This window comes from Nocardiopsis alkaliphila YIM 80379, assembly GCF_000341005.1.
Lineage (GTDB): Bacteria > Actinomycetota > Actinomycetes > Streptosporangiales > Streptosporangiaceae > Nocardiopsis > Nocardiopsis alkaliphila.
In genome coordinates, this window is the sequence record NZ_ANBD01000108.1 from 14,779 (window position 1) to 38,765 (window position 23,987).

23 protein-coding genes and 1 pseudogene are annotated in these 23,987 nt (G+C 67.7%); 19 read left to right on the top strand and 5 right to left on the bottom strand.

Annotated features, from left to right (window positions below):
* The first annotated feature begins 69 nt into the window (after window positions 1-69).
* The 8 genes from rimM (at window position 70) to dprA (ending at window position 6,614) form a co-directional block, all read left to right on the top strand.
* Window positions 70-588, top strand: coding sequence for a ribosome maturation factor RimM (gene rimM, locus D472_RS0115650; protein ID WP_017605418.1), 519 nt, complete (start codon window positions 70-72; stop codon window positions 586-588).
* Window positions 589-625: 37 nt separating this feature from the next.
* Window positions 626-1,390, top strand: a complete 765-nt coding sequence (trmD, locus tag D472_RS0115655) for a tRNA (guanosine(37)-N1)-methyltransferase TrmD (protein WP_017605419.1) — start codon at window positions 626-628, stop codon at window positions 1,388-1,390.
* Between the two features lie 238 nt (window positions 1,391-1,628).
* Window positions 1,629-1,988, top strand: coding sequence for a 50S ribosomal protein L19 (rplS, locus tag D472_RS0115660; protein WP_017605420.1), 360 nt, complete (start codon window positions 1,629-1,631; stop codon window positions 1,986-1,988).
* 71 nt (window positions 1,989-2,059) lie between these two features.
* Window positions 2,060-2,929, top strand: a complete 870-nt coding sequence (lepB, locus tag D472_RS0115665) for a signal peptidase I (RefSeq protein ID WP_017605421.1) — start codon at window positions 2,060-2,062, stop codon at window positions 2,927-2,929.
* 200 nt (window positions 2,930-3,129) lie between these two features.
* Window positions 3,130-3,462: a DUF2469 domain-containing protein gene (locus D472_RS0115670; RefSeq protein ID WP_026117734.1), complete on the top strand. Its 333-nt coding sequence runs from the start codon at window positions 3,130-3,132 to the stop codon at window positions 3,460-3,462.
* A gap of 81 nt (window positions 3,463-3,543) precedes the next feature.
* Window positions 3,544-3,915 (top strand): YraN family protein, encoded by a 372-nt coding sequence (locus D472_RS0115675; RefSeq protein WP_017605423.1) that lies wholly within the window; start codon window positions 3,544-3,546, stop codon window positions 3,913-3,915.
* Window positions 3,915-5,432, top strand: a complete 1,518-nt coding sequence (locus D472_RS0115680) for a YifB family Mg chelatase-like AAA ATPase (protein ID WP_017605424.1) — start codon at window positions 3,915-3,917, stop codon at window positions 5,430-5,432. Before D472_RS0115675 ends, D472_RS0115680 begins: the two co-directional genes overlap by 1 nt.
* Before the next feature lie 45 nt (window positions 5,433-5,477).
* The gene (gene dprA, locus D472_RS0115685; protein ID WP_017605425.1) at window positions 5,478-6,614 is read left to right on the top strand and encodes a DNA-processing protein DprA; all 1,137 of its coding nucleotides are present in this window, start codon (window positions 5,478-5,480) and stop codon (window positions 6,612-6,614) included.
* Here dprA and D472_RS0115690 read toward each other — a convergent pair whose 3' ends face one another.
* Window positions 6,615-7,703: a helix-turn-helix domain-containing protein gene (locus D472_RS0115690; RefSeq protein ID WP_026117735.1), complete on the bottom strand. Its 1,089-nt coding sequence runs from the start codon at window positions 7,701-7,703 to the stop codon at window positions 6,615-6,617. It abuts the gene before it with no gap.
* A gap of 128 nt (window positions 7,704-7,831) precedes the next feature.
* Between D472_RS0115690 and D472_RS25675 the strand changes: the two genes are divergently transcribed.
* Genes D472_RS25675 through D472_RS0115710 form a run of 4 tightly spaced genes read left to right on the top strand, consistent with a single transcriptional unit; the run spans window position 7,832 to window position 11,359 of the window.
* Entirely contained in the window at window positions 7,832-9,220 is a 1,389-nt protein-coding gene (locus D472_RS25675) for a flavin-containing monooxygenase (RefSeq protein WP_017605427.1), read from the top strand.
* A complete protein-coding gene (locus D472_RS0115700) occupies window positions 9,217-10,080 on the top strand; it encodes an SDR family NAD(P)-dependent oxidoreductase (RefSeq protein WP_017605428.1) in 864 nt (287 codons plus the stop codon). Before D472_RS25675 ends, D472_RS0115700 begins: the two co-directional genes overlap by 4 nt.
* A 38-nt stretch (window positions 10,081-10,118) precedes the next feature.
* A complete protein-coding gene (locus D472_RS0115705) occupies window positions 10,119-10,478 on the top strand; it encodes a RidA family protein (RefSeq protein WP_017605429.1) in 360 nt (119 codons plus the stop codon).
* Entirely contained in the window at window positions 10,475-11,359 is an 885-nt protein-coding gene (locus tag D472_RS0115710; RefSeq protein ID WP_017605430.1) for a tyrosine recombinase XerC, read from the top strand. Before D472_RS0115705 ends, D472_RS0115710 begins: the two co-directional genes overlap by 4 nt.
* A 70-nt stretch (window positions 11,360-11,429) precedes the next feature.
* Here the strand turns inward: D472_RS0115710 and D472_RS27675 are convergent.
* A pseudogene (locus D472_RS27675) lies at window positions 11,430-11,864 on the bottom strand (peptidoglycan DD-metalloendopeptidase family protein); the annotation flags it as partial.
* Between the two features lie 298 nt (window positions 11,865-12,162).
* On the opposite strand from D472_RS27675, the gene rpsB reads away from it, so the two are divergent.
* The 6 genes from rpsB (at window position 12,163) to D472_RS0115745 (ending at window position 17,908) form a co-directional block, all read left to right on the top strand.
* Window positions 12,163-13,089, top strand: coding sequence for a 30S ribosomal protein S2 (rpsB, locus tag D472_RS0115720; RefSeq protein WP_026117736.1), 927 nt, complete (start codon window positions 12,163-12,165; stop codon window positions 13,087-13,089).
* 154 nt (window positions 13,090-13,243) lie between these two features.
* The gene (gene tsf / locus D472_RS0115725) at window positions 13,244-14,080 is read left to right on the top strand and encodes a translation elongation factor Ts (RefSeq protein ID WP_017605433.1); all 837 of its coding nucleotides are present in this window, start codon (window positions 13,244-13,246) and stop codon (window positions 14,078-14,080) included.
* 175 nt (window positions 14,081-14,255) lie between these two features.
* The gene (gene pyrH, locus D472_RS0115730; protein WP_017605434.1) at window positions 14,256-14,999 is read left to right on the top strand and encodes a UMP kinase; all 744 of its coding nucleotides are present in this window, start codon (window positions 14,256-14,258) and stop codon (window positions 14,997-14,999) included.
* 86 nt (window positions 15,000-15,085) lie between these two features.
* The gene (gene frr, locus D472_RS0115735) at window positions 15,086-15,643 is read left to right on the top strand and encodes a ribosome recycling factor (protein ID WP_017605435.1); all 558 of its coding nucleotides are present in this window, start codon (window positions 15,086-15,088) and stop codon (window positions 15,641-15,643) included.
* A gap of 3 nt (window positions 15,644-15,646) precedes the next feature.
* A complete protein-coding gene (locus D472_RS0115740) occupies window positions 15,647-16,579 on the top strand; it encodes a phosphatidate cytidylyltransferase (protein ID WP_017605436.1) in 933 nt (310 codons plus the stop codon).
* 171 nt (window positions 16,580-16,750) lie between these two features.
* Complete coding sequence (locus D472_RS0115745; RefSeq protein ID WP_394295627.1) at window positions 16,751-17,908, top strand: pyridoxal phosphate-dependent aminotransferase; 1,158 nt, start codon at window positions 16,751-16,753, stop codon at window positions 17,906-17,908.
* Here D472_RS0115745 and metG read toward each other — a convergent pair.
* Together metG and D472_RS0115760 are read right to left on the bottom strand one after the other, a co-directional pair.
* Window positions 17,880-19,376, bottom strand: coding sequence for a methionine--tRNA ligase (metG, locus tag D472_RS0115750; RefSeq protein ID WP_017605438.1), 1,497 nt, complete (start codon window positions 19,374-19,376; stop codon window positions 17,880-17,882). The two genes, D472_RS0115745 and metG, sit on opposite strands and share 29 nt — an antisense overlap.
* Before the next feature lie 383 nt (window positions 19,377-19,759).
* The gene (locus tag D472_RS0115760; RefSeq protein WP_017605440.1) at window positions 19,760-20,908 is read right to left on the bottom strand and encodes an alpha/beta hydrolase; all 1,149 of its coding nucleotides are present in this window, start codon (window positions 20,906-20,908) and stop codon (window positions 19,760-19,762) included.
* 71 nt (window positions 20,909-20,979) lie between these two features.
* Here D472_RS0115760 and D472_RS0115765 point away from each other — a divergent pair, with 71 nt between their 5' ends.
* The gene (locus D472_RS0115765) at window positions 20,980-21,579 is read left to right on the top strand and encodes a TetR/AcrR family transcriptional regulator (RefSeq protein WP_026117738.1); all 600 of its coding nucleotides are present in this window, start codon (window positions 20,980-20,982) and stop codon (window positions 21,577-21,579) included.
* Window positions 21,580-21,632: 53 nt separating this feature from the next.
* Here D472_RS0115765 and glgB read toward each other — a convergent pair whose 3' ends face one another.
* Window positions 21,633-23,774: a 1,4-alpha-glucan branching protein GlgB gene (gene glgB / locus D472_RS0115770; protein WP_017605442.1), complete on the bottom strand. Its 2,142-nt coding sequence runs from the start codon at window positions 23,772-23,774 to the stop codon at window positions 21,633-21,635.
* Between the last annotated feature and the right edge of the window lie 213 nt (window positions 23,775-23,987).

A 23,987-nucleotide genomic window follows, 5' to 3' on the forward strand; every position in this document is an offset into this window, starting at 1 on the left:
GTGCCCGGACACGACCCATTCCGGGGGAGGCAGCCTCGGGCTTTCGAAGCGATCGAAGGAAAAGCACTCATGCGACTCGTGGTGGGCCGGATCGGCCGCGCGCACGGTATCCGCGGTGACGTCGCGGTCGACGTGCGCACCGATGACCCCGACGCCCGCTTCGGCGAGGGCGCGGTTCTCCTCACCGACCCGGCTTCGGTCGGTCCGCTGACCATCGCCTCGACCCGGCGGCACAGCGGTAGGCTGCTCGTCCGCTTCAAAGGGGTGGCCGATCGTGACGCGGCCGAGGCACTGCGTGGGACCACACTCCTGGTGGACTCCGCGGACATCGCTCCCCTGGACGATCCGGACGAGTTCCACGACCATGAGTTGATCGGCCTGAGGGCGGTCACCACCGAAGGCAGGACCGTGGGCACCGTCGAGGACGTCCTTCACCACGCCCAGGACGTTCTGGTGATCACCGCGGAGGAGGGCCACGAGGTCCTCGTGCCGTTCGTCGCCGATCTGGTCCCCGACGTGGACGTGGCCGCCGGACGGATCACACTCGACCCACCACCCGGTCTGCTCGACCTACAGAGCACCGACTGACCGCGACCACCAGGGTCGCCGACCGAACGAGTACGCCGTGCGCATCGACATCATCAGCATCTTCCCCGACTACTTCGCCCCCTTGGACCTATCCCTGATCGGCAAGGCGCGCAACGCGGGTCTGCTCCACGTGCGCGTCCACGATCTGCGCACGTGGACCCACGACCGGCACAACACCGTCGACGACACCCCCTACGGGGGCGGTCCCGGCATGGTGATGAAGCCCGAACCGTGGGGTGAGGCACTCGACGAGGTCGTCGCGGACCGTCCCGCGCGGCTGATCCTGCCCACGCCCAGTGGGAGACCGTTCACCCAGGCCGACGCCGAACGGCTCGCAAAAGAGGAGCACCTGGTCTTCGGGTGCGGTCGTTACGAGGGCATCGACTCGCGGGTCGCGGTGGACGCGGCCGGGCGTATGCCGGTCGAGGAGGTCAGCATCGGCGACTACGTCCTCAACGGGGGAGAGGCGGCCACGCTGGTCATGGTGGAGGCGATCACCCGGCTGCTGCCCGGAGTGTTGGGCAACCGGGAGTCCCATGTTCAGGACTCCTTCGCCTCCGGTGGCATGGAGTACTTGGTGGAAGGGCCGGTCTACACCAAACCGGCCCTCTGGCGTGACCAGGAGGTTCCGCCGGTGCTACTGTCCGGTAACCACGGGGCCGTGGACCGCTGGCGTCGTGACCAGGCATTGCGTAAGACCGCGCGCAACCGTCCCGACCTGATGGAGGCGACCCCCGAGCAGGCCCTGGACGAACGTGACCGTGAGGTCCTGGCCGAGGAGAGCTCGACCACCGAGGGTTGAGGTGGGGATCATCGAGGCCACACCCGAGACGGTTCGAGGAGTCGCGCAGGATGTGGCAGACTGATGAGGTTCCCCCTCGGTGACCCCTAGGCATCCGCATGCCGGCGGCACGACGTCGGCCTCTGTGTCGGTCACCGAGTGGTTCCACTGTTCAGACCCAACAGGGCCTCGCCCGCGAACCCCTCCCCGGATCAGCCGGAGAGCAGGACGCGGCGCGCTATTGATGAGGATTCGCGAGATGCACACCGCCATTCAGGAGCTTGAGAAGGCTCAGCTTCGCAACGACGTTCCCGAGTTCCGTCCGGGTGACACCCTCAACGTCCACGTTCGCGTGACCGAGGGCAACCGCACCCGTGTCCAGGTCTTCAAGGGCGTTGTCATCCGCCGCCAGGGCTCGGGCAACCGCGAGACCTTCACCATCCGCAAGGTGAGCTACGGCGTGGGCGTGGAGCGTACCTTCCCGATCCACACCCCGGCCATCGAGAAGTACGAGGTCGCCGCCCGCGGTCGCGTGCGTCGCGCCAAGCTGTACTACCTGCGCGACCTGCGCGGTAAGGCCGCCCGCATCCGCGAGCGCCGCGAGCCCGCCGCCAAGTAGTTCCGCCCTTGGCTTGAGCATCCGGCCGGAACCGCGCCGCTCGCCTGGGCGGCAGGATAGGCTTTCGGCCGATGGACAAAGACGAAAAGGGCCTCGGCGCGGACGGGGTCCAGGACGAGGATTCCGCCCGGTCCGGCCCTCAGGAGCCCGGCTCCGACACTGGCTCCCCCACGCATGAGCGTCTGGGAGCCAGTGCTGTCTCGAGTGCCCAGGGCCAGGAGTCCAAGGAGAGGGCGGACGCCGAGATGAGTAAATCCCAGAGCAGTGCCAAGAAGGGGTCGTTCTGGAAGGAACTGCCCATCCTGATCGTGATCGCGCTGGTGCTGGCGTTCGTGATCAGGACCTGGCTGATGCAGGCGTTCTACATCCCCTCCACCTCGATGGAGAACACACTGCTGGTCGGGGACCGGGTCCTGGTCAACAAGGTGGTCTACCAGATCCGCGACATCGAGCGTGGTGAGGTCATCGTCTTCAACGGTGACGGGTCGTGGGACGACCCCAACACCGTACAGATCCCCGAACCCACCAACCCGATCAGTGGCGCGTTCACCTGGGTACAGCAGCAGCTCGGTGCGGCCCCCAGCGGCAAGGAGTACATCAAGCGTGTCATCGGACTGCCCGGTGACACGGTGGAGTGCTGCGACGAACAGAACCGTGTGCTGGTCAACGGCGAACCCTTGGACGAAGAGGCCTACCTGTATCCGGGCAGCATCGAGAGCCACACCGAGTTCGGTCCGATCGAGGTCGGTGAGGGACAACTGTGGCTGATGGGCGACCACCGGGCGATCTCGCACGACTCCCGCTCCAACCAGAACAACCCGGGAGGCGGCACCGTACCGATCGACCACGTGGTGGGCCGGGCCTTCGTCATCATCTGGCCCTTCGACCAGGCCGGATCCTTGAGCGTCCCACCGGCCTTCGAGGAAGTGGACTCCGAATAGGTCCGCTGATCGATTCGTCGAAGGATTTCCGTTCGACGGGGCGCGAAAACGCGTTCGGTGACGCATGATGGATCTCGGATCGTATCGACGTTCCCCGAACGCGTTGTCGTACCCCGACGGGAACAAGTCGGATGGTGGTGGTGTCCACCTTGGAGACGGCACGACACGGCCGGAGTGTGGCGACGAAAGCGAGCAAACGGATGAGTTCTGAGGACCTGGAGAAGTACGAGTCCGAGATGGAGCTGCAGCTCTATCGGGAGTACCGCGACGTGGTCGGCCTCTTCGGCTACGTGGTGGAGACCGAACGACGCTTCTACCTCACCAACCACGTGGACCTGCAGCCTCGTTCCACCGACAACGGAGAGATGTACTTCGAGGTCGTGATGGAGGACGCCTGGGTCTGGGACATGTATCGACCGGCCAGGTTCGTCCGCAACGTACGCGTGGTGACGTTCAAGGACGTCAACGTCGAGGAGATCACCAAGTCCGACCTCGAACTTCCCCCCGCAGACGGGAGCGCTCCGCAGGGGTGACTCCGGAGTTGTCCACAGGAAAAATCTCCCTCTGGTGCGCGTCCCCTCGATCACCGACCGTGGTAACGGGAGGTGGTCGCCGTGGAACGGTGGGCCGAGTATCGAAGCGAGTTGGGGCGGCGCGGTGAGACGCTCGCCGCACGTTATCTGGAACGGGTCGGGATGTGGATCCTGGCTCGTAATTGGCGTGCTCCGGACGGGACCGGGGAGATCGACATCGTGGCCCGGGAAGGGCCGGTCCTGGTCGTGGTCGAGGTCAAGACCCGGGGGTCCCTACGGTATGGGCACCCGGTGGACGCCATCACCGTACGCAAGCGGCGTCGGCTGAGGACACTGGGCCGTTCATGGGCCCACGCGCACCGCCACCCGCCCACCCCGATGCGGATCGATGGACTGTGTGTCCTGATCGATCGAGGCCGGGTACTCCTGGCCCATGAGCGGGGGCTGCGCTGATGTCGCTTTCCCGTACCCATTGCGTCACCTTGTTGGGAGTCCAGGGGCACATCGTCGAGGTGGAGGTCCATCTGGGTGGTGGGGACCCCGGAGTCACCCTGGTAGGACTGCCCGACGCCGCACTACGCGAGGCCAGGGACCGTATTCGCGCTGCCGTGGTCAACAGCTCCGAGAACTGGCCCAGCGGTCAGATCACGATCAGTCTCTCGCCCGCCAGTCTGCCCAAGTCGGGCAGTCTCTTCGACCTGGCCATCGCCGGGGCGGTCCTGGCCGCCGCCGGTGAGGTGCCGGTGGAGCGGCTCGCCGACGCCGTGCTCATCGCCGAACTCGGCCTGGACGGGCGGGCTCGCCCGGTGTGCGGTGTGCTGCCCGCCGTGGTGGCCGCGGCCCGCCAGGGGTTCACCCGGTTCGTGGTGGCCGGGGGCAACGCCAAAGAAGCCCGTCTGGTCCCCGACGTGGAGGTCACCGCCGTCGCCGACCTGGCGGGATTGTGCGACTGGCTCCGTGGCCGGACCCCTTCGGAGCCGGAGGAAGACACCGCCATCACGCCCGACGTCGATGACCGGGGGCCTGACCTGGCCGACGTGTTGGGGCAACCGGTGGCACGGCGGGCGGTGGAGATCGCCGCCGCGGGTGGCCACAACCTGATGATGTCGGGTCCACCCGGAACAGGGAAGAGTCTGCTGGCCGAACGGCTACCCACGGTGTTGCCCCGGCTCAGCCGGGACGAGGCGCTGGAGGGCACCGCCATCCACTCGGTGGCGGGCCTGCTTCCTCCCGGTGCGCCCCTGGTCACCAGGGCGCCCTTCGCCGCGCCGCATCACACCTCCAGCCGGGCCGCCATCATCGGTGGCGGCAACGGCAACCCCAGGCCGGGATGGGTGTCCAAGGCGCATCGGGGCATCCTCTTCGTGGACGAGGCACCCCAGTTCGGCCGTGGGGTGTTGGATTCCCTGCGTGAACCATTGGAACGCGGTGAGGTGGTCATCGCGCGGGCCGCCGCCACCGTCACCTTTCCCGCTCGCTTCCAGTTGGTCCTGGCCGCCAACCCCTGCCCCTGCGCCAAACCGGGCGATTCGTGTACCTGTCCGGCGGGAGAGAGGCGTCGTTACTTCTCCCGGTTGTCCGGTCCCTTACTGGACCGGGTGGACCTCAAGGTGGAACTTCAACCCGTCTCCCGTGCCGAACTGTTGGCCGATCGGGCCTTCGCCGAATCCTCCGAGGTGGTGGCCGAACGTGTCGTCCAAGCCAGGAAACGGGCTCACCATCGCTTGGCGAGTACCCCATGGAGTACCAACGCGGCCATCCCGGGAGCACGGTTGCGTCGGGACTTTCCGGTGGAGCCCCGGTCCCTGAAGCTTCTCGGGCAGGCCATGGACAGGGGCCAGATCAGCGCCCGAGGTGTGGATCGGGCCCTTCGTGTCGCCTGGACCCTGGCCGATCTGGCCGGACGCGAGCGCCCGGGAGAAGAGGAGATCGCCTATGCCTACGCCCTGTGGTCCGGTCGGGCCTGGTGAATCCGACCCGGTCACCGAGGCCGGGGGATCTGGAAGGAGTCGGATGTGAACGGGGACGAGGAGGAGGCCAGGGCCAGGGCCGGTTTGACGGCGGTGGCCAGGCCTGGTGACCTCTGGTTGGCCGAAGCCCTGTCCGAACACGGGGCGGCCCAGGTGTGGTCGGCGCTGGTACGAGGAGAGCCGCCACCGGGCGGAAAGGGGCAGACACCGCCCCGTTGGATGGCCTGGGCGCGGGGCGCCGCCGGTGTGGACATCGACGGGCTGTTGGCGGATTCGGCCCAGGCGGGAGTCCGTTTCGTCGCCCCTGGGGACCCCGAATGGCCGGGGCGTTTGGACACCCTTCCAACGGGCCGCGATTGCTACGGGCTCTGGGTGCGTGGCCACGGCGACCTGCGTCATCTGTGCCTGCGTTCGGTGGCGATCGTGGGGGCACGAGCCGCGAGTCCTTACGGGGAGCACGTGGCTCGCGAGCTCGCCTACGGGCTGGCGGAGCGTTCCTTCAGTGTGGTCTCCGGCGGTGCCTACGGGATCGATGGTGCCGCGCACCGCTCAGCCTTGCTCACCGGAAGGACTGTCGCGGTGCTGGCCGGTGGGCTGGACGTGGACTACCCACGTGGGCACGCGGGGTTGTTCGCGCAGGTGGCACGGAACGGAGCGTTGGTGAGCGAACGCCCGATCGGCCGATCCCCGCGTGCCCCGGATTTCTTGATCCGCAACCGACTCATCGCGGCGCTCACCCCGGGAACCGTGGTGGTGGAGGCGGGACGACGTAGCGGAGCCCTCAACACCGCCACACACGCCAACGAGCTGCACCGGATCCTGATGGCGGTGCCGGGGCCGGTGACCTCGGCGACCTCGGTGGGCTGTCACCGACTCCTGCGGGAGGGGAGGGCCTGCTGCGTCACCGGGGTCGAGGACGTGATCGAACAGGTGGTGCCGTTGGGCCAGAGCACCGAATTCACCGGACCGGTCGCGGTTCACGCCGACCTGGCCCCGGAGACTGCCCGGATACTGGCGGTGGTGGACGAGCCCGGGGTGGGCACGGCCGAGGTGGCCCAGCGCAGTGGGGAAGGGCTGGAACGGGTGATGCGTTCCCTGGGCATGCTGGCCGCCGCCGGTTTGGTGGAGCGCTGTGTCGACGGTTGGCGACTGCCCTCCCGGCGGGGAAGGAAGCGTGCGTGATCAGGGATGGTCGAGCCAGGTACGGCAGAGCAGCCATGCGTCCACGGCGCCCAGTGGGGTGGTGGGATCGATGCCGGTCGTCTCGGTGAACCGTTGGAGGCGGTTGCGCACGGTGTTGGGATGGACGAACAGCCGCGCGGCGGCGCGTTCGGCGTCCCGGTCCGTCTCGAACCACGTGCGGACCGCCAGCGCGACCGGTTCGGTGTTCTGCCGTAGTGATTCCAGGGCCGTGCGGTACCGGGCCAGCAGTGCCGCCGCCACTTCCGGGCGCTCCACGACGGCGGCCAAGGAGGCGATGTCGGCGATGTGCACCATGCCGGTTCGACCGATGGCCTCGGCGGCGGTCAGCGCGGCCACGGCCAGATCGCGCTGGGTGGCCAGGTCCTTGGCCGCGGCCGGCCCCGCCACCCCCATGGCGTAACGAACTCGTCCTCGTGGCCGGCCGCCGCCGATGTGTACGTCCAGACCATCGACCTCGGCGAACAGGAACGAGGGTGGGGTGGCGGGTGAGGGCCGCCGTCGGTTCACCGAGATCCACAGCCGCGAGGCCAGACCGGCCTCGGCGGCGGCCAGGGTCGCGGCCGACCCTCCCTCCAGTAGGCGGCGGACCAAGGCGCCGGTGGTGTCGGCACCGCGGAGGTGGTCGGTGTAGGCGCTGCGGTAGGCGGACAACAGCCGTGAACGGACGGCGTCGGCCCAGTCGTCGTAGAGCTCGCGGGCGTCCAACAAGGGTTCGGCGGCCAGCCCTTCTGCCCGGGCCGCGGCTCGGATCCGGGTCCAGATGGCACGCTCGGCCACGTGGATGGCGGCCAGCACGGCTTCCAGCGGTACGCCCTGTCCGGCCCGGACCACGGCGAGTTCGGCGACGAAGGAGAGTTCGGCTTCGGTGGGGACGCGTCGCGCCGTCACCGCTCGGGTAGCGGCGGCGAGCAGTGCCCGGGTGTGTCCGGTCATGTCCGAGACCGGCAGCGTCGATACTTCGCGGACCGTGGTGCGGGTCGAGGCCACGACGGAGGTGAGCAGATCGTCCTCGCTCACGACCCGCTCCACCAGGTCGACCAGACGGGGCCAATCGTCGGGGGTGTGCATGGGTCCATCATCGGTGGGGTTGTGGTGGGACACAACCAAGGGCGGCAAGTGGTGAGTACCACACAGCTTTCCTGGAGGTTCGGGCTTCTAGGGTGGGTGTTCCCCATGACAACCCAGGGAGCCCTCTCATGCGTAACCCACCCCGTGTCGCGGTGATCGGTGCGGGTGCGGCCGGTCTGGCCGCACTCAAGACGCTGGTCGACGTGGGGGTGAGGCCGGTCGGTTATGACAAGGGTGATCGTCCCGGAGGATTGTGGGTCCAGGACAACAGCAGTGGGCTATCGGCGGCCTACTCCTCGCTGCACCTGAACACCAGCAAGAAACGCACCGAGTTCGTCGATTTCCCGATGCCGTCCACGTGGCCGGACTATCCTTCCGCGAAGATGATCGCCGGGTACCTCGCCGACTACGCCCGGACCTTCGACCTGAACCGACACGTGCGTTATGGCTCCACCGTGGTCTCCGTGGAGCGGCAGGGGCCGGGGGAGTGGTTCGTGGTCACCGAGGACGGAGCCACCGATCGGTTCGACGCGGTGGTGGTCGCCAACGGCCACAACTGGGATCCCCGCTGGCCGGATCCCGCCTACCCGGGGACCTTCGAAGGGCGACAGATGCACGCCCATGACTACCGCGACGCGGAAACCTTTCGGGACAAGCGGGTCATGGTCGTGGGCATGGGCAACTCCGCCATGGACATCACGGTGGACGCCTCCCAGGTCTCCCGGGGACCGGTCCTGCTCTCGGCCCGTCGTGGAGTGCACGTCGTGCCCAAGTACCTGTTCGGCCGACCCTCGGACGCCACCGGTGGAGCCATCGCCGTCCTACCCTGGCGAGTGCGTCAGGCGCTCGCCCAGACCATGGTCCGGCTCTCGGTGGGCGACCCCACCCGGTACGGGCTACCCGCCCCCGCCAGTGGGCTGTTCCAGGACCACCCCACCCTCAGCGACACCATCCATCACCGGCTCACCCATGGTGAGGTGGTGCCCCGCCCCGGCATCGAACGCTTCGACGGTGATCGGGTGGTCTTCACCGACGGCCGCTCCGATCGGGTGGACCTGGTGGTATGGGCCACCGGCTACCGGGTGAGCATCCCATTCCTGTCCGAGCGTTGGCTGGGGCCGGCCCCAGAAGAGATGCCGCTGTACAAGAGGGTCTTTCACTTGGAGGACCCCTCGCTGACCTTCATCGGCCTGATGCAGTCCACCGGAGCGGCACTGCCCGTGGTGGAGGCCCAGGCCAAGCTGGCCGCCACCCACCTGGCGGGCCTGTACGCCCTGCCCGGCCTCGTGGAACAGCGCCGTTCGGTGAGGCGAGCCCACCGCGACGCTGTCCGCCGCTGGGGTGACAGACGCCCCATGATGCGGATCGATTTCGACCGCTACGTCGCCGACCTTCCCCGTGAGATCGCCATCGGGGTCCGGCGTGCCCGGAACCGGCCTGAGGCCCGGACCGGAGTTCGGCGCGTCTCGAAGCCTTCCGCCGCCCTCGACCTCCCCCAGAAGGAGACCACTCCGTGAGCACACCCCGACTCCTGCGCGAACTCCTGTCCGGTGGCCGTCGTGACGCCCGGGGCATGCGGGTCATCGTCACCGGCGCCTCCGGGACCTTCGGCCGTGCCCTGTGCGCCCGCCTGCGCGACATGGGCGCCCAGGTGGTCGGTCTCGATCTGCGGCCCCTCGAAGAGGACCCGGTGGAGGTTCTGGCCTGTGACGTCACCGACGACGCCGACGTCGTCGCCAAGGTCGCCGCGGCCCTGGATCGACTCGGTGGGCTGGACCTGCTGGTCAACAACGCGGGTATCGGTGGGCCCGCCCCGGCCGAACTTCCACCGGGGGAGGAGGTGCGACGTCAGTTGGAGATCAACCTGCTCGGTGCTTGGCGTGTGTCCTCGGCCTGTGTGCGGGCCCTGACCGAGTCCAAGGGCCGCGTGGTCATGGTCTCCTCCCGCATGGCGGTCATGCAGTTGCCGTTGGCCGCCGCCTATGGTGCCTCCAAACGGGCGCTGGTGGCCTACGCCGACGCGCTGCGTTTGGAACTGGCCGGGCATGCCCACGTCACCTGTGTCTACCCCTCCGCGGTACGCAGCCCCATCCACGACTCGACCGCTGAAGCCGGGCTGTCCCTGGAAGGGATGAGTGTGTACGAACCCCTGGAAGGGGTCGTCGACACCGTCCTGTTGGCCGCGCTGGCTCGGCGGCCACGCCGCGACCTCACCACCAGCCGCAAGGGCACCGTGGAGTTCCTGTTGGCCCGGCACCTGCCCGCGGTCACCGATCGGATCGTGGCGCGCACCCTGAATGAGCGTGTTCGTTCGGGGGTGTTCGACTCCGCGCCCTTGGCCAAGGGACTGGTCCGTCGGGGGCGGGAGGAGGGCTGACGAGGGTACCGGAGCGCCCCTGCGGGTACGGTTCCGACATGGCCGAACCGTACAGTGATGCTCTGCCGGCGGACGGTCCGCTGTTGTTCGTCTCAGGGCAGGAACCGGAGGGGCCCGACGGTGACGTGGAGGGAGACGTCACCGGACAGACCCGGCAGATCTTCCAGAACATGACCGCGATCCTGGGCCGGCACGGGGCGGACCTGAGCCACGTGGTCAAGATGACCTACTTCCTGCGGCACATCACCGACCTGGACGAGTTCCACGGCGCCCTGTCGGCTTGCCTGCCCCAAGGTCATCGCCCCGCGGCGACGCTGGTCGAGGTGAACGGTCTGCTCGACCCCCGGTACCTGGTGGAGATCGAAGCGGTGGCCTGCCTGCCCCGGGTGGACACGTGAGTGGCCCCGAGGCCCTGGAAGGTCTGGCCGCGCATTTGACCCATGAACTGGGGCGTTCACCCAACACCGTCCGCGGTTACCTCGCCGACCTGCGCTCCCTTCTCGCGCACGTGGACGAGTGCGGCCACGACCTGGCCGACCTCGACGTCAGGTTGGTCCGCGCCTGGCTCTCCCGTGCCCGTGAAGCGGGTGCCGGCCGCTCCACGATCGCCCGTCGGGTGGCGGCGGTACGCGCCCTCACCCGGTACCTGCACCGCGAGGGCGTCCTGAGGGTCGACCCGGGTCCCCGACTCTCCACCCCCTCTGGGCGGCGCGCCCTGCCCACGGTCTTGGACGAGGAGCAGGCCACGGCCGCGCTGTCGGGGCCGGCCCCCGAAACACCCATCGAACTGCGCCGTCGCGCAGTCGTCGAACTCCTCTACGCCACCGGTGTTCGAGTCGCCGAACTGTGCGCCCTGGATCGAGCCGATCTCGATCGTGCCCGCGAGACCATTCGAGTACTGGGCAAGGGCGACAAGGAACGCACCGTTCCGGTCGGCGTTCCCGCCTTGGACGCGGTCGACGCCTGGGTCGGCCGGGGCCGACCCGAGTTGGTCGGGCCCCGCAGCGGGGACGCGCTCTTCCTGGGCGTTCGGGGAGCTCGTCTAGGGGTGCGTCAGGCTCGGGAGGACGTGTACGCACACCTGCGCTCCGCCGGGCTCGACGGTTCCCCGCACGATCTGCGGCACAGCGCCGCCACCCACCTGCTCAACGGCGGAGCCGATCTGCGCAGTGTGCAGGAGTTCCTGGGGCACGCCAGCCCACGCAGCACCCAGATCTACACGCACGTCTCCGTGGACCGACTACGCGCCGCCTATCGTCAGGCCCACCCCCGTGCTTGAGCTCGGCCCGCTCGCCCAAGGGCAGGAGGCGCACCTCTCCCCGGCCCAGGAGGGAGAGCGGGTCGAGGTAGGCGGAACCGCGCAGCAGCCCCCAGTGCAGACAAGAGCGCCTCGGGCAGTGGCGTGGTTCGTCGGCGATGACACCGATGGGGTCGGAGTCCACCGGGTCACCGCGGGCCACGTGGGGATCCACCGGTAGGTAGGTGGTGCGCAGTTCCCCATGGGCCACGCTCACCACCCCCACTCCGGCCACCCGACCGGCGAAGCGCACCCGTCCGGGGCCGGCGGGATACACCGGTCGGCCCGGCTCGGCGGCCAGGTCCACGCCCAGATGCCCGGGCAGCCAGCGCTGTGCGGGTGGATCGAAGCCGCGCAGCACCACCACGGGGGATTCCAGCGGCCATCGCCAGGGGGCCGGCTCGGCCAAGGCGGTTCGGGCCGGGAAAAGGGGGAAGAGCAGGAGCGAGAGGAACAGTGAGAGTACCCGGAAACGGGGGTCGGTCATGTATTCAGGGTGCGCCTTGGCCAGACGTTCCACCAGTGCCGCCCCAAGCCTGTGGACAACTCCTTCGGAGCCGGTGATACCCCTGGACAGACGGCTGTTCCCGGGCGTGCTCCACGGAGGATAGAATCATCTTCGGCCCCTGGGGGCCGAACCACCAATACGCACGCCCACCTGCCTCCCTTCGGGAGGGTCCGTGCCCACGGTCCACGTCGCCTCGCGCGGTGTGGCGGTGCGGGCGGGGCGTCAGGCACAACCGAGGGTGGGACACGCGTCCCGCCACCGCAAGGAGGACCAGGTCATGGCTACAGTCGTGACGATCCGCCAGCTCTTGGAGAGCGGCGTCCACTTCGGGCACCAGACCCGCCGCTGGAACCCCAAGATGAAGCGCTTCATCTTCACCGAGCGCAACGGCATCTACATCATCGACCTCCAGAAGTCGCTGGCCTACATCGACCGCGCCTACGAGTTCGTCAAGCAGACGGTCGCCCACGGGGGCACCATCCTGTTCGTCGGCACCAAGAAGCAGGCGCAGGAGGCCATCGACGAGCAGGCCCGCCGTGTCGGTATGCCGTTCGTCAACCAGCGTTGGCTGGGCGGTATGCTCACCAACTTCTCCACCGTTCACAAGAGGCTCCAGCGTCTCAAGGAGCTGGAGGAGATCGACTTCGACGACGTGGCCGGCTCCACGCGCACCAAGAAGGAGCTGCTGAACCTTCGCCGTGAGAAGGAGAAGCTCGAGCGCACCCTTGGTGGTATCCGCGACATGTCCCGCGTGCCCAGCGCCGTGTGGATCGTGGACACCAAGAAGGAGCACATCGCGATCAGCGAGGCTCGCAAGCTGAACATCCCGGTCGTGGCCATCCTCGACACCAACTGCGACCCGGACGAGGTCGACTACCCCATCCCGGGTAACGACGACGCCATCCGCAGCGTCAGCCTGCTCACCCGTGTGGTCGCCGACGCCGTCGCCGAGGGTCTGCTGGTCCGCTCCGGTGGCGCCGGCACGACCGAGGAGAAGGCCGCCCAGGAGCCGCTGGCCGAGTGGGAGCGTGAGCTCCTCGAGGGCAAGACCGAAAGCGCCGAGGCCGCTGCGGAGCAGGCTCCGGCCGAAACCGCCACCAAGGCTCCGGCCGACGAGGTCGCCGCCGAGGCTCCGGCCGAGGCCACCGCCGCCGAATCCCCGGCCGACGCTCCGGAGAAGGCCCCCGAGGCCTCCGCCGAGTAGCCCCACGGCCCGTAGAAGTATCTCCCGGTGAACACCGAGGACTGCGCGCCGCCTCGCCCCGCGCGGGTGAGGCGGCCCGCTCGGTGACCGCCCGGCCGGGATGCTCCACTTCTTCCAGATCAGACTTCACTTCCGAGGGAATCCGAGAACAGTCATGGCGAACTTCACCGCCGCGGACGTCAAGAAGCTGCGCGACCTGACCGGCGCCGGCATGATGGACTGCAAGAAGGCCCTGACCGAGGCCGACGGCGACTTCGACAAGGCCGTCGAAGCCCTGCGCATCAAGGGAGCCAAGTCCGTCGACAAGCGCGCGGACCGCACCGCCGGCCAGGGCACCGTCGTCCTGCGTCGTCAGGGCGAGGGCAAGGCCACCCTGGTCGAACTCAACTGTGAGACCGACTTCGTCGCCAAGAACGCTCAGTTCATCGAGTTGGCCGACGAGGTCGCCGACTTCATCGCCGCTCAGGACGGCGACGACCTCGCCACCGTCGCCGCGGCCGAGATCGAGCCGGGCAAGACTCTCCAGGCCTTCATCGAAGGTAAGAGCGCCATCATCGGTGAGAAGCTCGAACTGCGCCGCGTGGCCAAGTTCGACGGTGTCTTCGTGGCCGACTACCTGCACAAGTCGGACCCGGACCTGCCCCCGACCATGGGTGTCCTGGTGGAGCTGGACAAGGCCGACCAGGAAGTGGGCAAGGACCTCGCCCAGCAGATCGCCGCTCTGGCCCCGCAGTACGTGGACCGGGACGAGGTTCCCGAGGACGTCGTGGCCAACGAGCGCCGCATCGCGGAGGAGACCACCCGCGAGGAGGGCAAGCCCGAGCAGGCCATCCCGAAGATCGTCGAGGGTCGCCTCAACGGTTTCTTCAAGGAGGTGACCCTGCTGGGTCAGCCCTTCGTGAAGGAGAACAAGAAGACCGTCCAGAAGGTCGTGGACGAGGCCGGTGTCACCGTCAAGCGCTTCGTCCGCTTCAAGGTCGGCCAGGCCTAGGGGTATTGGCATGATGGAAGTGCCGGGGAGGCTCATTTCTCCCCGGCACTTTCGGTGGATATGGGCGGGTTTCGGGTGCAGAGTGTCCCGGACACCCGCAGCAGGAGCACTCGGGGGACCCTGTGCCACTCGGGGACAACAAGGGAGGCCGCAGGCCGTGTCGGAGAACGAAGCCATGACCACCGAAACCGCCATGCATGATTCCGGATGGAAACGTGTCATGCTCAAGCTCTCGGGGGAGGCGTTCGCGGGCGGCGGCGGACTGGGCATCGAACCCGAGGTCGTCCAGTACGTGGCCGAATCCATCGCCGAAGCGGTCTCCGAAGGCATCCAGGTCGCGGTGGTCGTCGGTGGCGGCAACATGTTCCGTGGTGCGCAGCTCACCGAGGGTGGGATCGAGCGCGGCCGCGCCGACTACATGGGCATGCTCGGCACCGTCATCAACTGCCTCGCCCTCCAGGACTTCCTCGAGCGCTTGGGCGTGGACACGCGTGTGCAGACCGCGATCCACATGAGCCAGGTCGCCGAGGCCTACATCCCGCGTCGCGCCGTTCGTCACCTGGAGAAGGGCCGTGTGGTCATCTTCGGTGCCGGGCTCGGTGCGCCCTTCTTCTCCACCGACACCACCGCCGCCCAGCGTGCGCTGGAGATCGGTGCTCAGGCGGTCCTCAAGGGGACCCAGGTCGATGGGGTCTACGACTCCGACCCGCAGCGCAACCCGGACGCGGTCAAGTTCGACAAGCTCAACTACAACGAGGTCCTCACCCGCGGCCTCAAGGTCATGGACGCCACCGCCGTCAGCCTGTGCATGGACAACGGGCTGCCCATCGTCGTCTTCGATCTGATGAGCCAGGGCAATATCCTGCGCGCCGTCCGCGGTGAGAAGATCGGCACCATCGTCGGACCGATCTCCGCCTGAGGGGACGGGCCGAACCGCCCGGTGCGTGGCCCATGGCCACGCACCCAAGCCACGCACACCCAGCCGAGAATCCGGGAGCGCCCACAATGATCGAAGAAAACCTCCTCGAAGCCGAGGAGAAGATGGAGAAGGCCGTGACCGTGGCGAAGGAGGACTTCGCGACGATCCGTACCGGCCGTCCCACCCCGGCGACCTTCAACAAGATCACCGTCGACTACTACGGCGCGCGCACGCCGATCAACCAGTTGGCCTCCTTCTCGGTCCCCGAACCGCGGATGGTGGTCATCTCTCCTTTCGACATCAACGCGCGTACCGAGATCGTCAGTGCGATCCGCAACAGTGATCTGGGCGTCAACCCCTCCGATGACGGTCAGGTCATCCGAGTGGTCTTCCCAGAGCTCTCCGAGGAGCGTCGCAAGGAGTACGTGAAGGTGGCCCGGACCAAGGCCGAGGACGCCAAGGTCTCCATCCGCAACGTCCGTCGTCGCACCAAGGACACCTTCGAAAAGGCCGTCAAGTCCAGTGACCTGGGCGAGGACGAGGCCCACCGGGCCCAGGCCGAACTGGACGAGCTCGCGCAGAAGTACGTCGCCTCCGTCGACGAGCTGCTCAAGCACAAGGAAGCGGAACTTCTCGAGGTTTAGCCGGTGACCCATCCTTACGGCTCCGGAGGCGATGACCGATCGCCGGAGCACAGACCCGACGACAGTCCCACTCCTGATACGGAGGCGGCCGCCGGGCAGCGCTTCGTGCTGCACAAGCCGGGGGGTGAGCCGGTCAAGACCGGTCGTAACCTCCCGGTGGCCATCGCCAGCGGGTGCGTCCTCGGCGCGCTCGTCTACTTCTCGATCTTCCCCTGGCCTCAGTTGTTCACGATCATCACCTCCTTGGGGGTGCTGATCGGCCTGCGCGAACTCAACCGTGCCTTCGGCGGCAAGGGCATGACCCTGGCCGTGCTCCCGCTGGCCGTGGGCGGGGTGGCGATGCAGGTCGGGGCCTACTTCGGTGGAGCCGACTGGTTGGTGGGCATCGTGGCACTCACCGCGATCGCCTGCCTGGTCTGGCGGTTGCGAGGGGGGACGGAGGGGTTCGTCGCGGACGCTTCGGCGAACCTGTTCACCCTCGTGTACCTGCCGTTCCTACTGGCCACGTGGATGCTGCTCATCGCGCATCCCGAGGACGGCCAGTACCGCCTCGTGACGTTCATCGTGGTGACGATCTCCAGTGACATCGGTGGGTACTTCGCCGGAATCCTGTTGGGTCGACACAAGATGGCGCCGGTGATCAGCCCGAACAAGACCTGGGAGGGCTTCGGCGGCTCCGTGGTCGGCTGTGCGGTGGCGGGGGCGCTGTGCGTGACCCTGATGCTGGACGGTCCCTGGTGGGTCGGCGTCGTCCTGGGGCTGGCGGTGGTGCTCGCCGCCACGGTCGGTGACCTCATCGAGTCGTTGTTCAAGCGCGACCTCGGGGTCAAGGACATGGGTCGTTTCATGCCGGGCCACGGCGGTCTGATGGACCGCATCGACTCACTGCTCATCGCGGGCCCGGTGGTCTGGATCGTATTGAGCCTGTCGTTGTAGGTGGTCGGGCTCGTAGGAGTCGAGGTCCCTTGGTCTGGTGGAATCCGTCTGACGCGCCGGGTGCCCAAGACCAGGGGCCTTCGTCGTGTCGCGCCGATTCCGGAAGCGGGGGTGCCCTGGCCCGAAGCGGATCGATACGCTCGGCGGGTGGAAGAACCGCTGATCGAACGTATGCGTGCCTATGGCGAGACCATCTTCGCCGAGATGACGCGCCTGGCCGTTGAGACCGACTCCGTCAACCTGGGGCAGGGGTTCCCCGACACCGATGGGCCGCGCGCCCTGCTGGAGAACGCCTCCCGGAACATTCTGGAGGGGGTGAACCAGTACCCGCCCGGCCCGGGGCGCCTGGAGTTGCGTCGGGCGGTGAGCCGCTACCGGTCCCGCCACTACGGGCTGGATTTCGACCCGGAGTCAGAGGTGTACGTCACGGTCGGCGCGACCGGGGGCATCGCCGCGTCGTTGTCGGCCTTGGTGGAGCCAGGCGACGAGGTCATCGTCTTCGAGCCCATGTACGACTCCTACGCCGCCATGATCTCTCTGGCCGGCGGGGTTCGGCGCCCGGTGGCGTTGCGCCACGAGGCCGAGGGCGGACGGTTCACCTTCGATCCCGCCGAGTTGCGTGCCGCCATCACCCCGCGCACCAGGTTGATCATGATCAACACCCCGCACAACCCGACAGGCGCGGTGTTCACCTACGCCGAGCTCGAAGAGATCGCGAAGCTGTGCCGAGAGCACGACCTGATCGCGATCACCGACGAGGTGTACGAGTTCCTCACCTTCGACGACCGTGAACACGTATCGCCGGCCACTTTGCCCGGCATGCGAGAACGGACCCTGTCGATTTCCTCGGTGGGCAAGATGTTCGCCGTCACCGGGTGGAAGATCGGCTGGGTGACCGGGCCCGAGCCCCTCGTGCGGGCGGTGCGCACCGTCAACCAATTCCTCACCTTCTCCGCCAACGGCGCCCTCCAACTCGCCATCGCCGACGCGATCGACAACGAGGGCGTGTGGGTGCAGCGGCAGCGTCTGGAGCTTCAGGGAAAGCGCGACCGGCTCGCCGAAGGGCTTCGTGGTGCCGGGTTCGACGTGAACGTGTGCGAGGGCACCTACTTCCTGATGGCCGACATCCGGCCGTTGGGTTACGTGGATGGTGAGGACCTCGCCCGTGCGCTGCCCCGGGAGGCCGGAGTCGCGGCGGTGCCGGCCAAGGTGTTCTACGACCATCGGGAAGAGGGCCGGCACCTGATGCGCTTCGCCTTCTGTAAGAAGGACGATGTCCTCGACGAGGCGGTGGGCCGGCTCAAGCGTTGGGGGACCGCCGAGGGCTGAGCCGACCGAACACCGGCCTGGGCGGGGGCACCCGGTCGCCGCTCCCGCCCAGCTGCCTGGTCAGCCGCTCAGCGGCTCCGGGCAGGAAGGGGTACAGCAGTCGGGCCACCTCGCGGCACGTTCGCACCAGTTCGGCCAAGACGACGTCGAGGTCTTGGTGACGTTGGGCCCGGGCCAGGGACCACGGCTCGCGGTCGGCCACGTACCGGTTCGCGGCCTCCGCCAAGTCCACGATGGCTCGGGTGGCCGCACGCGGGTCGAAGGTGTCGGTCATCGCCGCGTTCACCCGGGCCAGGGCCTGTCCACGGTCCGCTGTCAGGTCCGAGGAAGCGCTCGTGGGAACCACCCCGGAGCGGTACGCGGCGACCATGGAGACGGTCCGGTTGACCAGGTTGCCGATGGTGTTGACCAGGTCCTCGTCGTGCCGGGTGATCAGCCGGGCTTCGGTGTAGTCGGTGTCCGTGGTGCGGCTGACGTCACGCAGTAGCCACCAGCGCAGCGCGTCGGTGCCGAACCGCTCGACGATCGTGCCGGGATCGACCGTGTTGCCAGCGGATTTACCGATCTTCTCGCCCTCGGCGGTGAGGTATTCGTGCACCAGGATCGTGGTGGGCAAGGGGAGTCCGGCCGAGAGGAGCAGGGCCGGCCAGTAGACGGCGTGGAAACGCAGGATGCCCTTGCCGATGACGTGCACTCGTTGGTCGGTGTGGACCCACCAGCGTTCGTAGCCCTTGGGGTCGGTGCCATAGCCGGGGCCGGTGATGTAGTTGGCCAGGGCGTCGTACCACACGTAGATCACCTGGTCCGGATCATCGGGTACGGGGATGCCCCAGCCACGGGTTCGTTCCACGCTTCGGGAAACGCTGAAGTCCGCCAACCCGGACTCGATGAAGGAGAGCACCTCCCGGCGACGGAAGTCGGGTTGGACGAGGAGTTCGCCGGAGGAGACCAGGTCCCGGAGTCGGTCCTGGTAGCGGCTGAGCCGGAAGAACCAGTTCTCCTCCGCGACCTCCTCAGGGACGGTCCGGTGCTCCGGGCACAGCCCGCCGGTGAGCTCATCGGCGGTGTAGAACCCTTCGCAGCCGGTGCAGTAGAGGCCGGTGTAGCTCTGGCGGTACAGGTCGCCGCGCTCCAGACAGGCGTTCCAGAGCCGTTCCACGCCGGGGCGGTGGCGTGGGTCGAAGGCGGTGCGCACCGAATCGTCGAAGGACAGGGCGAGCGGCTCCGCCAGGTCGAGGAAACGATGGGAGAGCCGGTCGACGTAGTCGGCGGTGTCCAACCCCGCTTGGCGCGCACCGAGCACGTTCTTCAGGGAGTTGTCATCGGTGCCGGTCTGGGCGCGCACCTGGTCCCCGCGCTCGCGGTGGTAGCGGGCGAGGGCATCGGCCTGGACCAACTCCAGGGCGTGCCCGATGTGCGGTGCGCCGTTGACGTAGGGGATGGCGGTGGTGACGTAGTAGCGACCCATGCGGGGTCCTTTCCGACCCCGACGGGCGCCCGCCGTCGGCAGGCCCGTTGGGGCCTTGCCGCGGACAGGGGTTTCAGAACACGCGGGAAAGGCCGGATGACATCATCATCCGGTTCATCATGGTGGAGTACACCCGCGTCATGGCCGGAATGTTACCGCCTTTCGTGCCACCCGGACAGTGCGTTCTCGCGCCCCACAGAAGCATCACCGTTTCTTCCAGGTGGTGCGGCCGTCACCGTGGAAGCCGTGGCCGAAGGTGTGGATGGTCACCTGGACTCGGAGCGCCGCACCGCAGAAGTGATCGTCGATGACGCCGACGTCGAGGTCGGTGCTTTTGCGATGGCGGTCACTGATGGATTCGATTTTCCTGCCGTGCGGGGTCTTCAGGGGTTCAGGTGTTGTTCGAGGAAGTCGTCGATGGTGTGTCGGGTGAGCTGACTCGCGAAACCGCCCCAGTTGAGGTCGAACATGTGCTCGGTCCAAGGCAGTTCCAGGTGATGGTGGTCGACCCCTTCTTGGGCGAGGCGATCGGTGAATCGTCGGTTGTCCTCAGGATCGACGAACAGGTCGTGCCCGGCGGTGACGACCAGGGTCGCAGGTGCGTTCGGAGTGACCAGGTGGATCGGGGACATGGCCTCGTACTCCTTTGGCAGCTCCTCCGGGGAGCCACCGACCATCCGCTCACTGGACTCCAATAGTTCCTCGCCTACGGGGGAGTGGCGCTGGCGCCAGGGGATCTCGGCGTTGGCGGTGCCGTCGGTGACCGAGTACCAGGCGATCACGGCCGATGCTTCGGGGACCTTGGTGTCGCAGGAGGGTGCGGTCTGGTCCGTGTAGGTCGCGAGCAGTGCCAGCAGACCCCCGGCGGACTGGCCGGTGACGGCGATCCGATCCGGGTCCCCGCCGTATTCGACCGCGTGCTCGTGCACCCACCCCAGGGCGCACCGCACGTCCGCCACGGACTCTTCCCACGCGCCATCGGGGAAGAAGCGGTAGTCGACCTCGAACACCAGTCGGCCTCCGTCCGCCAGCCAGGTGTCCCAACGCGGCAGCAGGCTCTGTGGAAGGTCTTCGGCTCCGCCGTGGACGTTGACCACGACCGGAAGCGGCTCGTCCGCGGGCTCGGTGGGCTCCCACACGTCCACGAACAAGGGCTCGTCGTTCACGCGGTGGTAGGTCAGGGTCAGCGGATCGCGGTCGGTGGAGGTGGCCAGACCTGCGGTGTACTCGCTCAGGGAGAGTGGAACACCTTCGTCGCGGGCGGTGTGCCACAGCGTCGCCGACGGCACCAAGGCCAAGAGCAGGAGGAGGACGTTGATCCCGGCGAGGGAACGCCCCCAGCGGCCTCGGGCCATCAGGGCCAGCGCCAGCCCGAGCAGTGCGGGCAGGGCGAGCCAGAGCGAGAACTCCAGGGTGAGCAGTGCGTACTGCCAGACCTCCCATGAGCGCGGTGGCAGCAGGACCAGGGCGAGGGCGAGGAGGCCGGGCAGACAGAGTAGCCCGGAGAAGGTCGAGAGGAGGGGACGGGCCATGAAGGAATCCTTCCGATACGAGTGTATTGATACGAACGTATCATCAGGTTCGAGTGTGTCAGAATGAACATGTGCCCAAGGTCGTTGACAGACAGAATCGGCGCCGGAGCGTGGCCGAGGCCATCCACCGCATCGCCGCCCGGGAAGGGATCGAAGGGGTCAGTGTCCGTCTGGTGGCCGCCGAGGCCGGACTGTCCCTGGGGGCCGTCCAACGTGAGTTCCCCACCAAGGACGACCTGCTGCGGTTCGCCCTGGACGCCTCGCTGGAGGAGGTCGCCGCGCGCTTCTCCCGGATTCGGATCGGCCCCGCGCAGTTGAGCTTCGCCGAAGGGCTACGCGCCGTACTCATCGATCTACTGCCCACGGACGAACGTCGGCGCGCTCAGGCCCGCATCTGGGCGGCCTTCTACGCACGTGCCGCCGTGGACGCGCATTTCGCGCGGGTCCTCGCCGACCTGGACACCCAGGCCCGCGAGAATCTGGCCGCGGCCCTGGGCTACGCCCGGGAAAAGGGTGAGCTCGTACAAGGGCAGGACCCCGAAGCCCTGGCAGAACTCCTTCTGGTGATCATCGACGGTTTCTGGCTCACCTGTGCCCGAATGCCGGAGGACGCCCCATTGGACACTCTGCGCGCCGCTGTGGAGGCCACGGTCGCCCTCATCGGCCGTTGACAGGAGAAGGGTCCTGGGCATTCCGGAGAATGCCCAGGACCCTGGGGACGGACTCAGCGCTCGGGTTCGAACCAGACGGCGCCGAGCGGTGGGAGGGTGATCTCCGCGGAGTACGGTCGACCATGCCATTCCTGGGGCTCGGCCACCACGGAGGTCGGTGCCTGGTAACCCGAACCGCCGAAGCGGGGATCGTCGGAGTTGAGCACGCAGGACCACCGTCCCTCCTCCGGGAGCCCGATCCGCCGACCGGGGCGGGGCACCGGCGAGAAGTTCACCGCGCACACCAGTACCGAATCGTCCTCACCGCGCCGCAGGTAGCTCAGCGTGTTGCCCTCGTGGTCACCACCGTCCAGCCAGTCGAACCCGGCCGGGTCGGTGTCCAACGACCACAGCGCCGGACGAGGCCGGTAGAGACCGTTGAGCGCCTTCACCAAGCGCTGCACCCCCGCGTGGTGGTCGAACCGCAACAGCCACCACGGTACGCCCTGCTCGTGCGACCACTCCTCACCTTGGGCGATCTCTCCACCCATGAACAGCAGTTGCTTTCCCGGGTGCGACCACATGAACGACAACAGTGCCCGCAGGGTCGCCGCCCGCTGCCACTCGTCACCGGGCGGCTTGTTGAACAGGGATTGCTTGCCGTGCACCACCTCGTCATGCGACAACGGCAGGATGTAGTTCTCGCTGTAGGCGTACACCATCGAGAACGTGATGTCGTTGTGGTGGTACTTGCGGTGGATCGGTTCCTTCTTCACGTACTCCAGTGAGTCGTGCATCCACCCCATGTTCCACTTGAGCCCGAACCCCAGACCCCCGAGGTCCACCGGGGTCGTCACCCCCGTGTAGGCCGTGGACTCCTCGGCGATCATCGCCACGGCCGGGTTACGGCGGTACACCGTGGTGTTGAGTTCCTTGAGGAAGTCGATCGCCTCCAGGTTCTCTCGCCCACCGAACATGTTCGGTTCCCAGGCACCGGAGCCACGGGAGTAGTCGAGGTAGATCATCGAGGCGACCGCGTCCACCCGCAGCCCGTCGATGTGGAACTCCTCCAACCAGTACAAGGCGTTGGCGACGAGGAAGTTGCGCACCTCGGTCCGCCCGTAGTTGAAGATGAGTGTGCCCCAGTCCGGGTGCTCTCCGCGACGCGGGTCCGGGTGCTCGTACAACGCCGTGCCGTCGAAGCGGGCCAGCGCCCACTCGTCTTTGGGGAAGTGCGCCGGAACCCAGTCCAGGAAGACGCCGATCCCCGCTCGGTGCAGCGAGTCCACCAGGTGCCGGAACTCGTCCGGTGAACCGAAGCGCGGTGTGGGCGCGTAGTAGGAGGTGACCTGGTAGCCCCATGAACCGTCGAAGGGATGCCCGGCCACCGGCAGGAGCTCCACGTGCGTGAAGCCCATCTCGCAGACGTAGGACACCAACTGTTCGGCCAGTTCGGTGTAGGACAACCCCGGCCGCCAAGAGCCTAGATGCACCTCATAGACGCTCATGGGCGCCCGATGTGGTTCGGTGCCCTTGCGCTGGGCCATCCACTCCTGGTCGGTCCACACGTGTTCGGACACGGTGACCACCGACGCCGTGTCCGGCGGCATCTGGGTGCGGCGGGCCATGGGGTCGGCCTTGTCACGCCAGTGCCCATCGGCACCCAGAACCTGGAACTTGTACAGGTCACCCTCGCCCACCTCGGGCAAGAACAGTTCCCACACCCCGCTGGAGCCCAGGCTGCGCATCGGGTGGGCGATTCCACTCCAGTAGTTGAAGTCACCGATCACCCGGACCCCACGCGCGTCCGGGGCCCAGACCGCGAAACGGGTTCCGGACACCTCGCCAAGGTCCCCCTCTCGCTCGATGACGTGGGCCCCCAGGGCCCGCCAAAGTTCCTCGTGCCGTCCTTCACCGATCAGGTGCAGGTCCAGCTCGCCCAGGGTGGGCGTGTACCGGTAGGCATCGGCTTGGAGGTGTGCGGAGCCATCTTCGTAGCGGACGGCGATCCGGTAGTCGTCCACCTTCCGAGGCAGGCGGGCCGCGAACACCCCGCGGTGACGGTGCGGGAGCGCCACCCGAGTGTCGTCGGGTAGGACCGCGTGTACCTCCAAAGCGCCCGGGCGCAGCACTCGCAGGTCCCGCCCGTGCAGGCCCAGGACGGAGTGCGGGTCGTGGTGGTGGCCGTCCACGATCCGGTCGATTTCGGCGATCATCCGCTCCGGTGGTGGAGCCGGGGTCCGTGGACGCTTGGTCGTGGTCTTGTTGGTCGAGGAGGTCTTCGTCGTCGCCTTCTTCGCCTTCCCGGCGGGTTTTTCTGACGCGGACGTGCGGGTCGAGCGCGGTGACAATACGGCTCCGTGATGACTCGTAGTGGACAGGTGAGGAAAGAGCGGTCGAACGGGGAGAGGTGGCGGCCGCCGTGCGCG

What these genes read in the sequence shown, in the direction of transcription:
- D472_RS0115760 (WP_017605440.1), bottom strand. Translation starts at nt 20,908, where the DNA reads ATGGCCCGTCCCCTCCTCTCGACCTTCTCCGGGCTACTCTGTCTGCCC.
- lepB (WP_017605421.1), top strand. Translation starts at nt 2,060, where the DNA reads ATGGACAAAGACGAAAAGGGCCTCGGCGCGGACGGGGTCCAGGACGAG.
- D472_RS25675 (WP_017605427.1), top strand. Translation starts at nt 7,832, where the DNA reads ATGCGTAACCCACCCCGTGTCGCGGTGATCGGTGCGGGTGCGGCCGGT.
- rpsB (WP_026117736.1), top strand. Translation starts at nt 12,163, where the DNA reads ATGGCTACAGTCGTGACGATCCGCCAGCTCTTGGAGAGCGGCGTCCAC.
- metG (WP_017605438.1), bottom strand. Translation starts at nt 19,376, where the DNA reads ATGGGTCGCTACTACGTCACCACCGCCATCCCCTACGTCAACGGCGCA.
- tsf (WP_017605433.1), top strand. Translation starts at nt 13,244, where the DNA reads ATGGCGAACTTCACCGCCGCGGACGTCAAGAAGCTGCGCGACCTGACC.
- glgB (WP_017605442.1), bottom strand. Translation starts at nt 23,774, where the DNA reads ATGATCGCCGAAATCGACCGGATCGTGGACGGCCACCACCACGACCCG.
- D472_RS0115705 (WP_017605429.1), top strand. Translation starts at nt 10,119, where the DNA reads ATGGCCGAACCGTACAGTGATGCTCTGCCGGCGGACGGTCCGCTGTTG.
- pyrH (WP_017605434.1), top strand. Translation starts at nt 14,256, where the DNA reads ATGACCACCGAAACCGCCATGCATGATTCCGGATGGAAACGTGTCATG.
- D472_RS0115680 (WP_017605424.1), top strand. Translation starts at nt 3,915, where the DNA reads ATGTCGCTTTCCCGTACCCATTGCGTCACCTTGTTGGGAGTCCAGGGG.
- D472_RS0115690 (WP_026117735.1), bottom strand. Translation starts at nt 7,703, where the DNA reads ATGCACACCCCCGACGATTGGCCCCGTCTGGTCGACCTGGTGGAGCGG.
- D472_RS0115745 (WP_394295627.1), top strand. Translation starts at nt 16,751, where the DNA reads ATGCGTGCCTATGGCGAGACCATCTTCGCCGAGATGACGCGCCTGGCC.
- frr (WP_017605435.1), top strand. Translation starts at nt 15,086, where the DNA reads ATGATCGAAGAAAACCTCCTCGAAGCCGAGGAGAAGATGGAGAAGGCC.
- rimM (WP_017605418.1), top strand. Translation starts at nt 70, where the DNA reads ATGCGACTCGTGGTGGGCCGGATCGGCCGCGCGCACGGTATCCGCGGT.
- rplS (WP_017605420.1), top strand. Translation starts at nt 1,629, where the DNA reads ATGCACACCGCCATTCAGGAGCTTGAGAAGGCTCAGCTTCGCAACGAC.
- D472_RS0115670 (WP_026117734.1), top strand. Translation starts at nt 3,130, where the DNA reads ATGAGTTCTGAGGACCTGGAGAAGTACGAGTCCGAGATGGAGCTGCAG.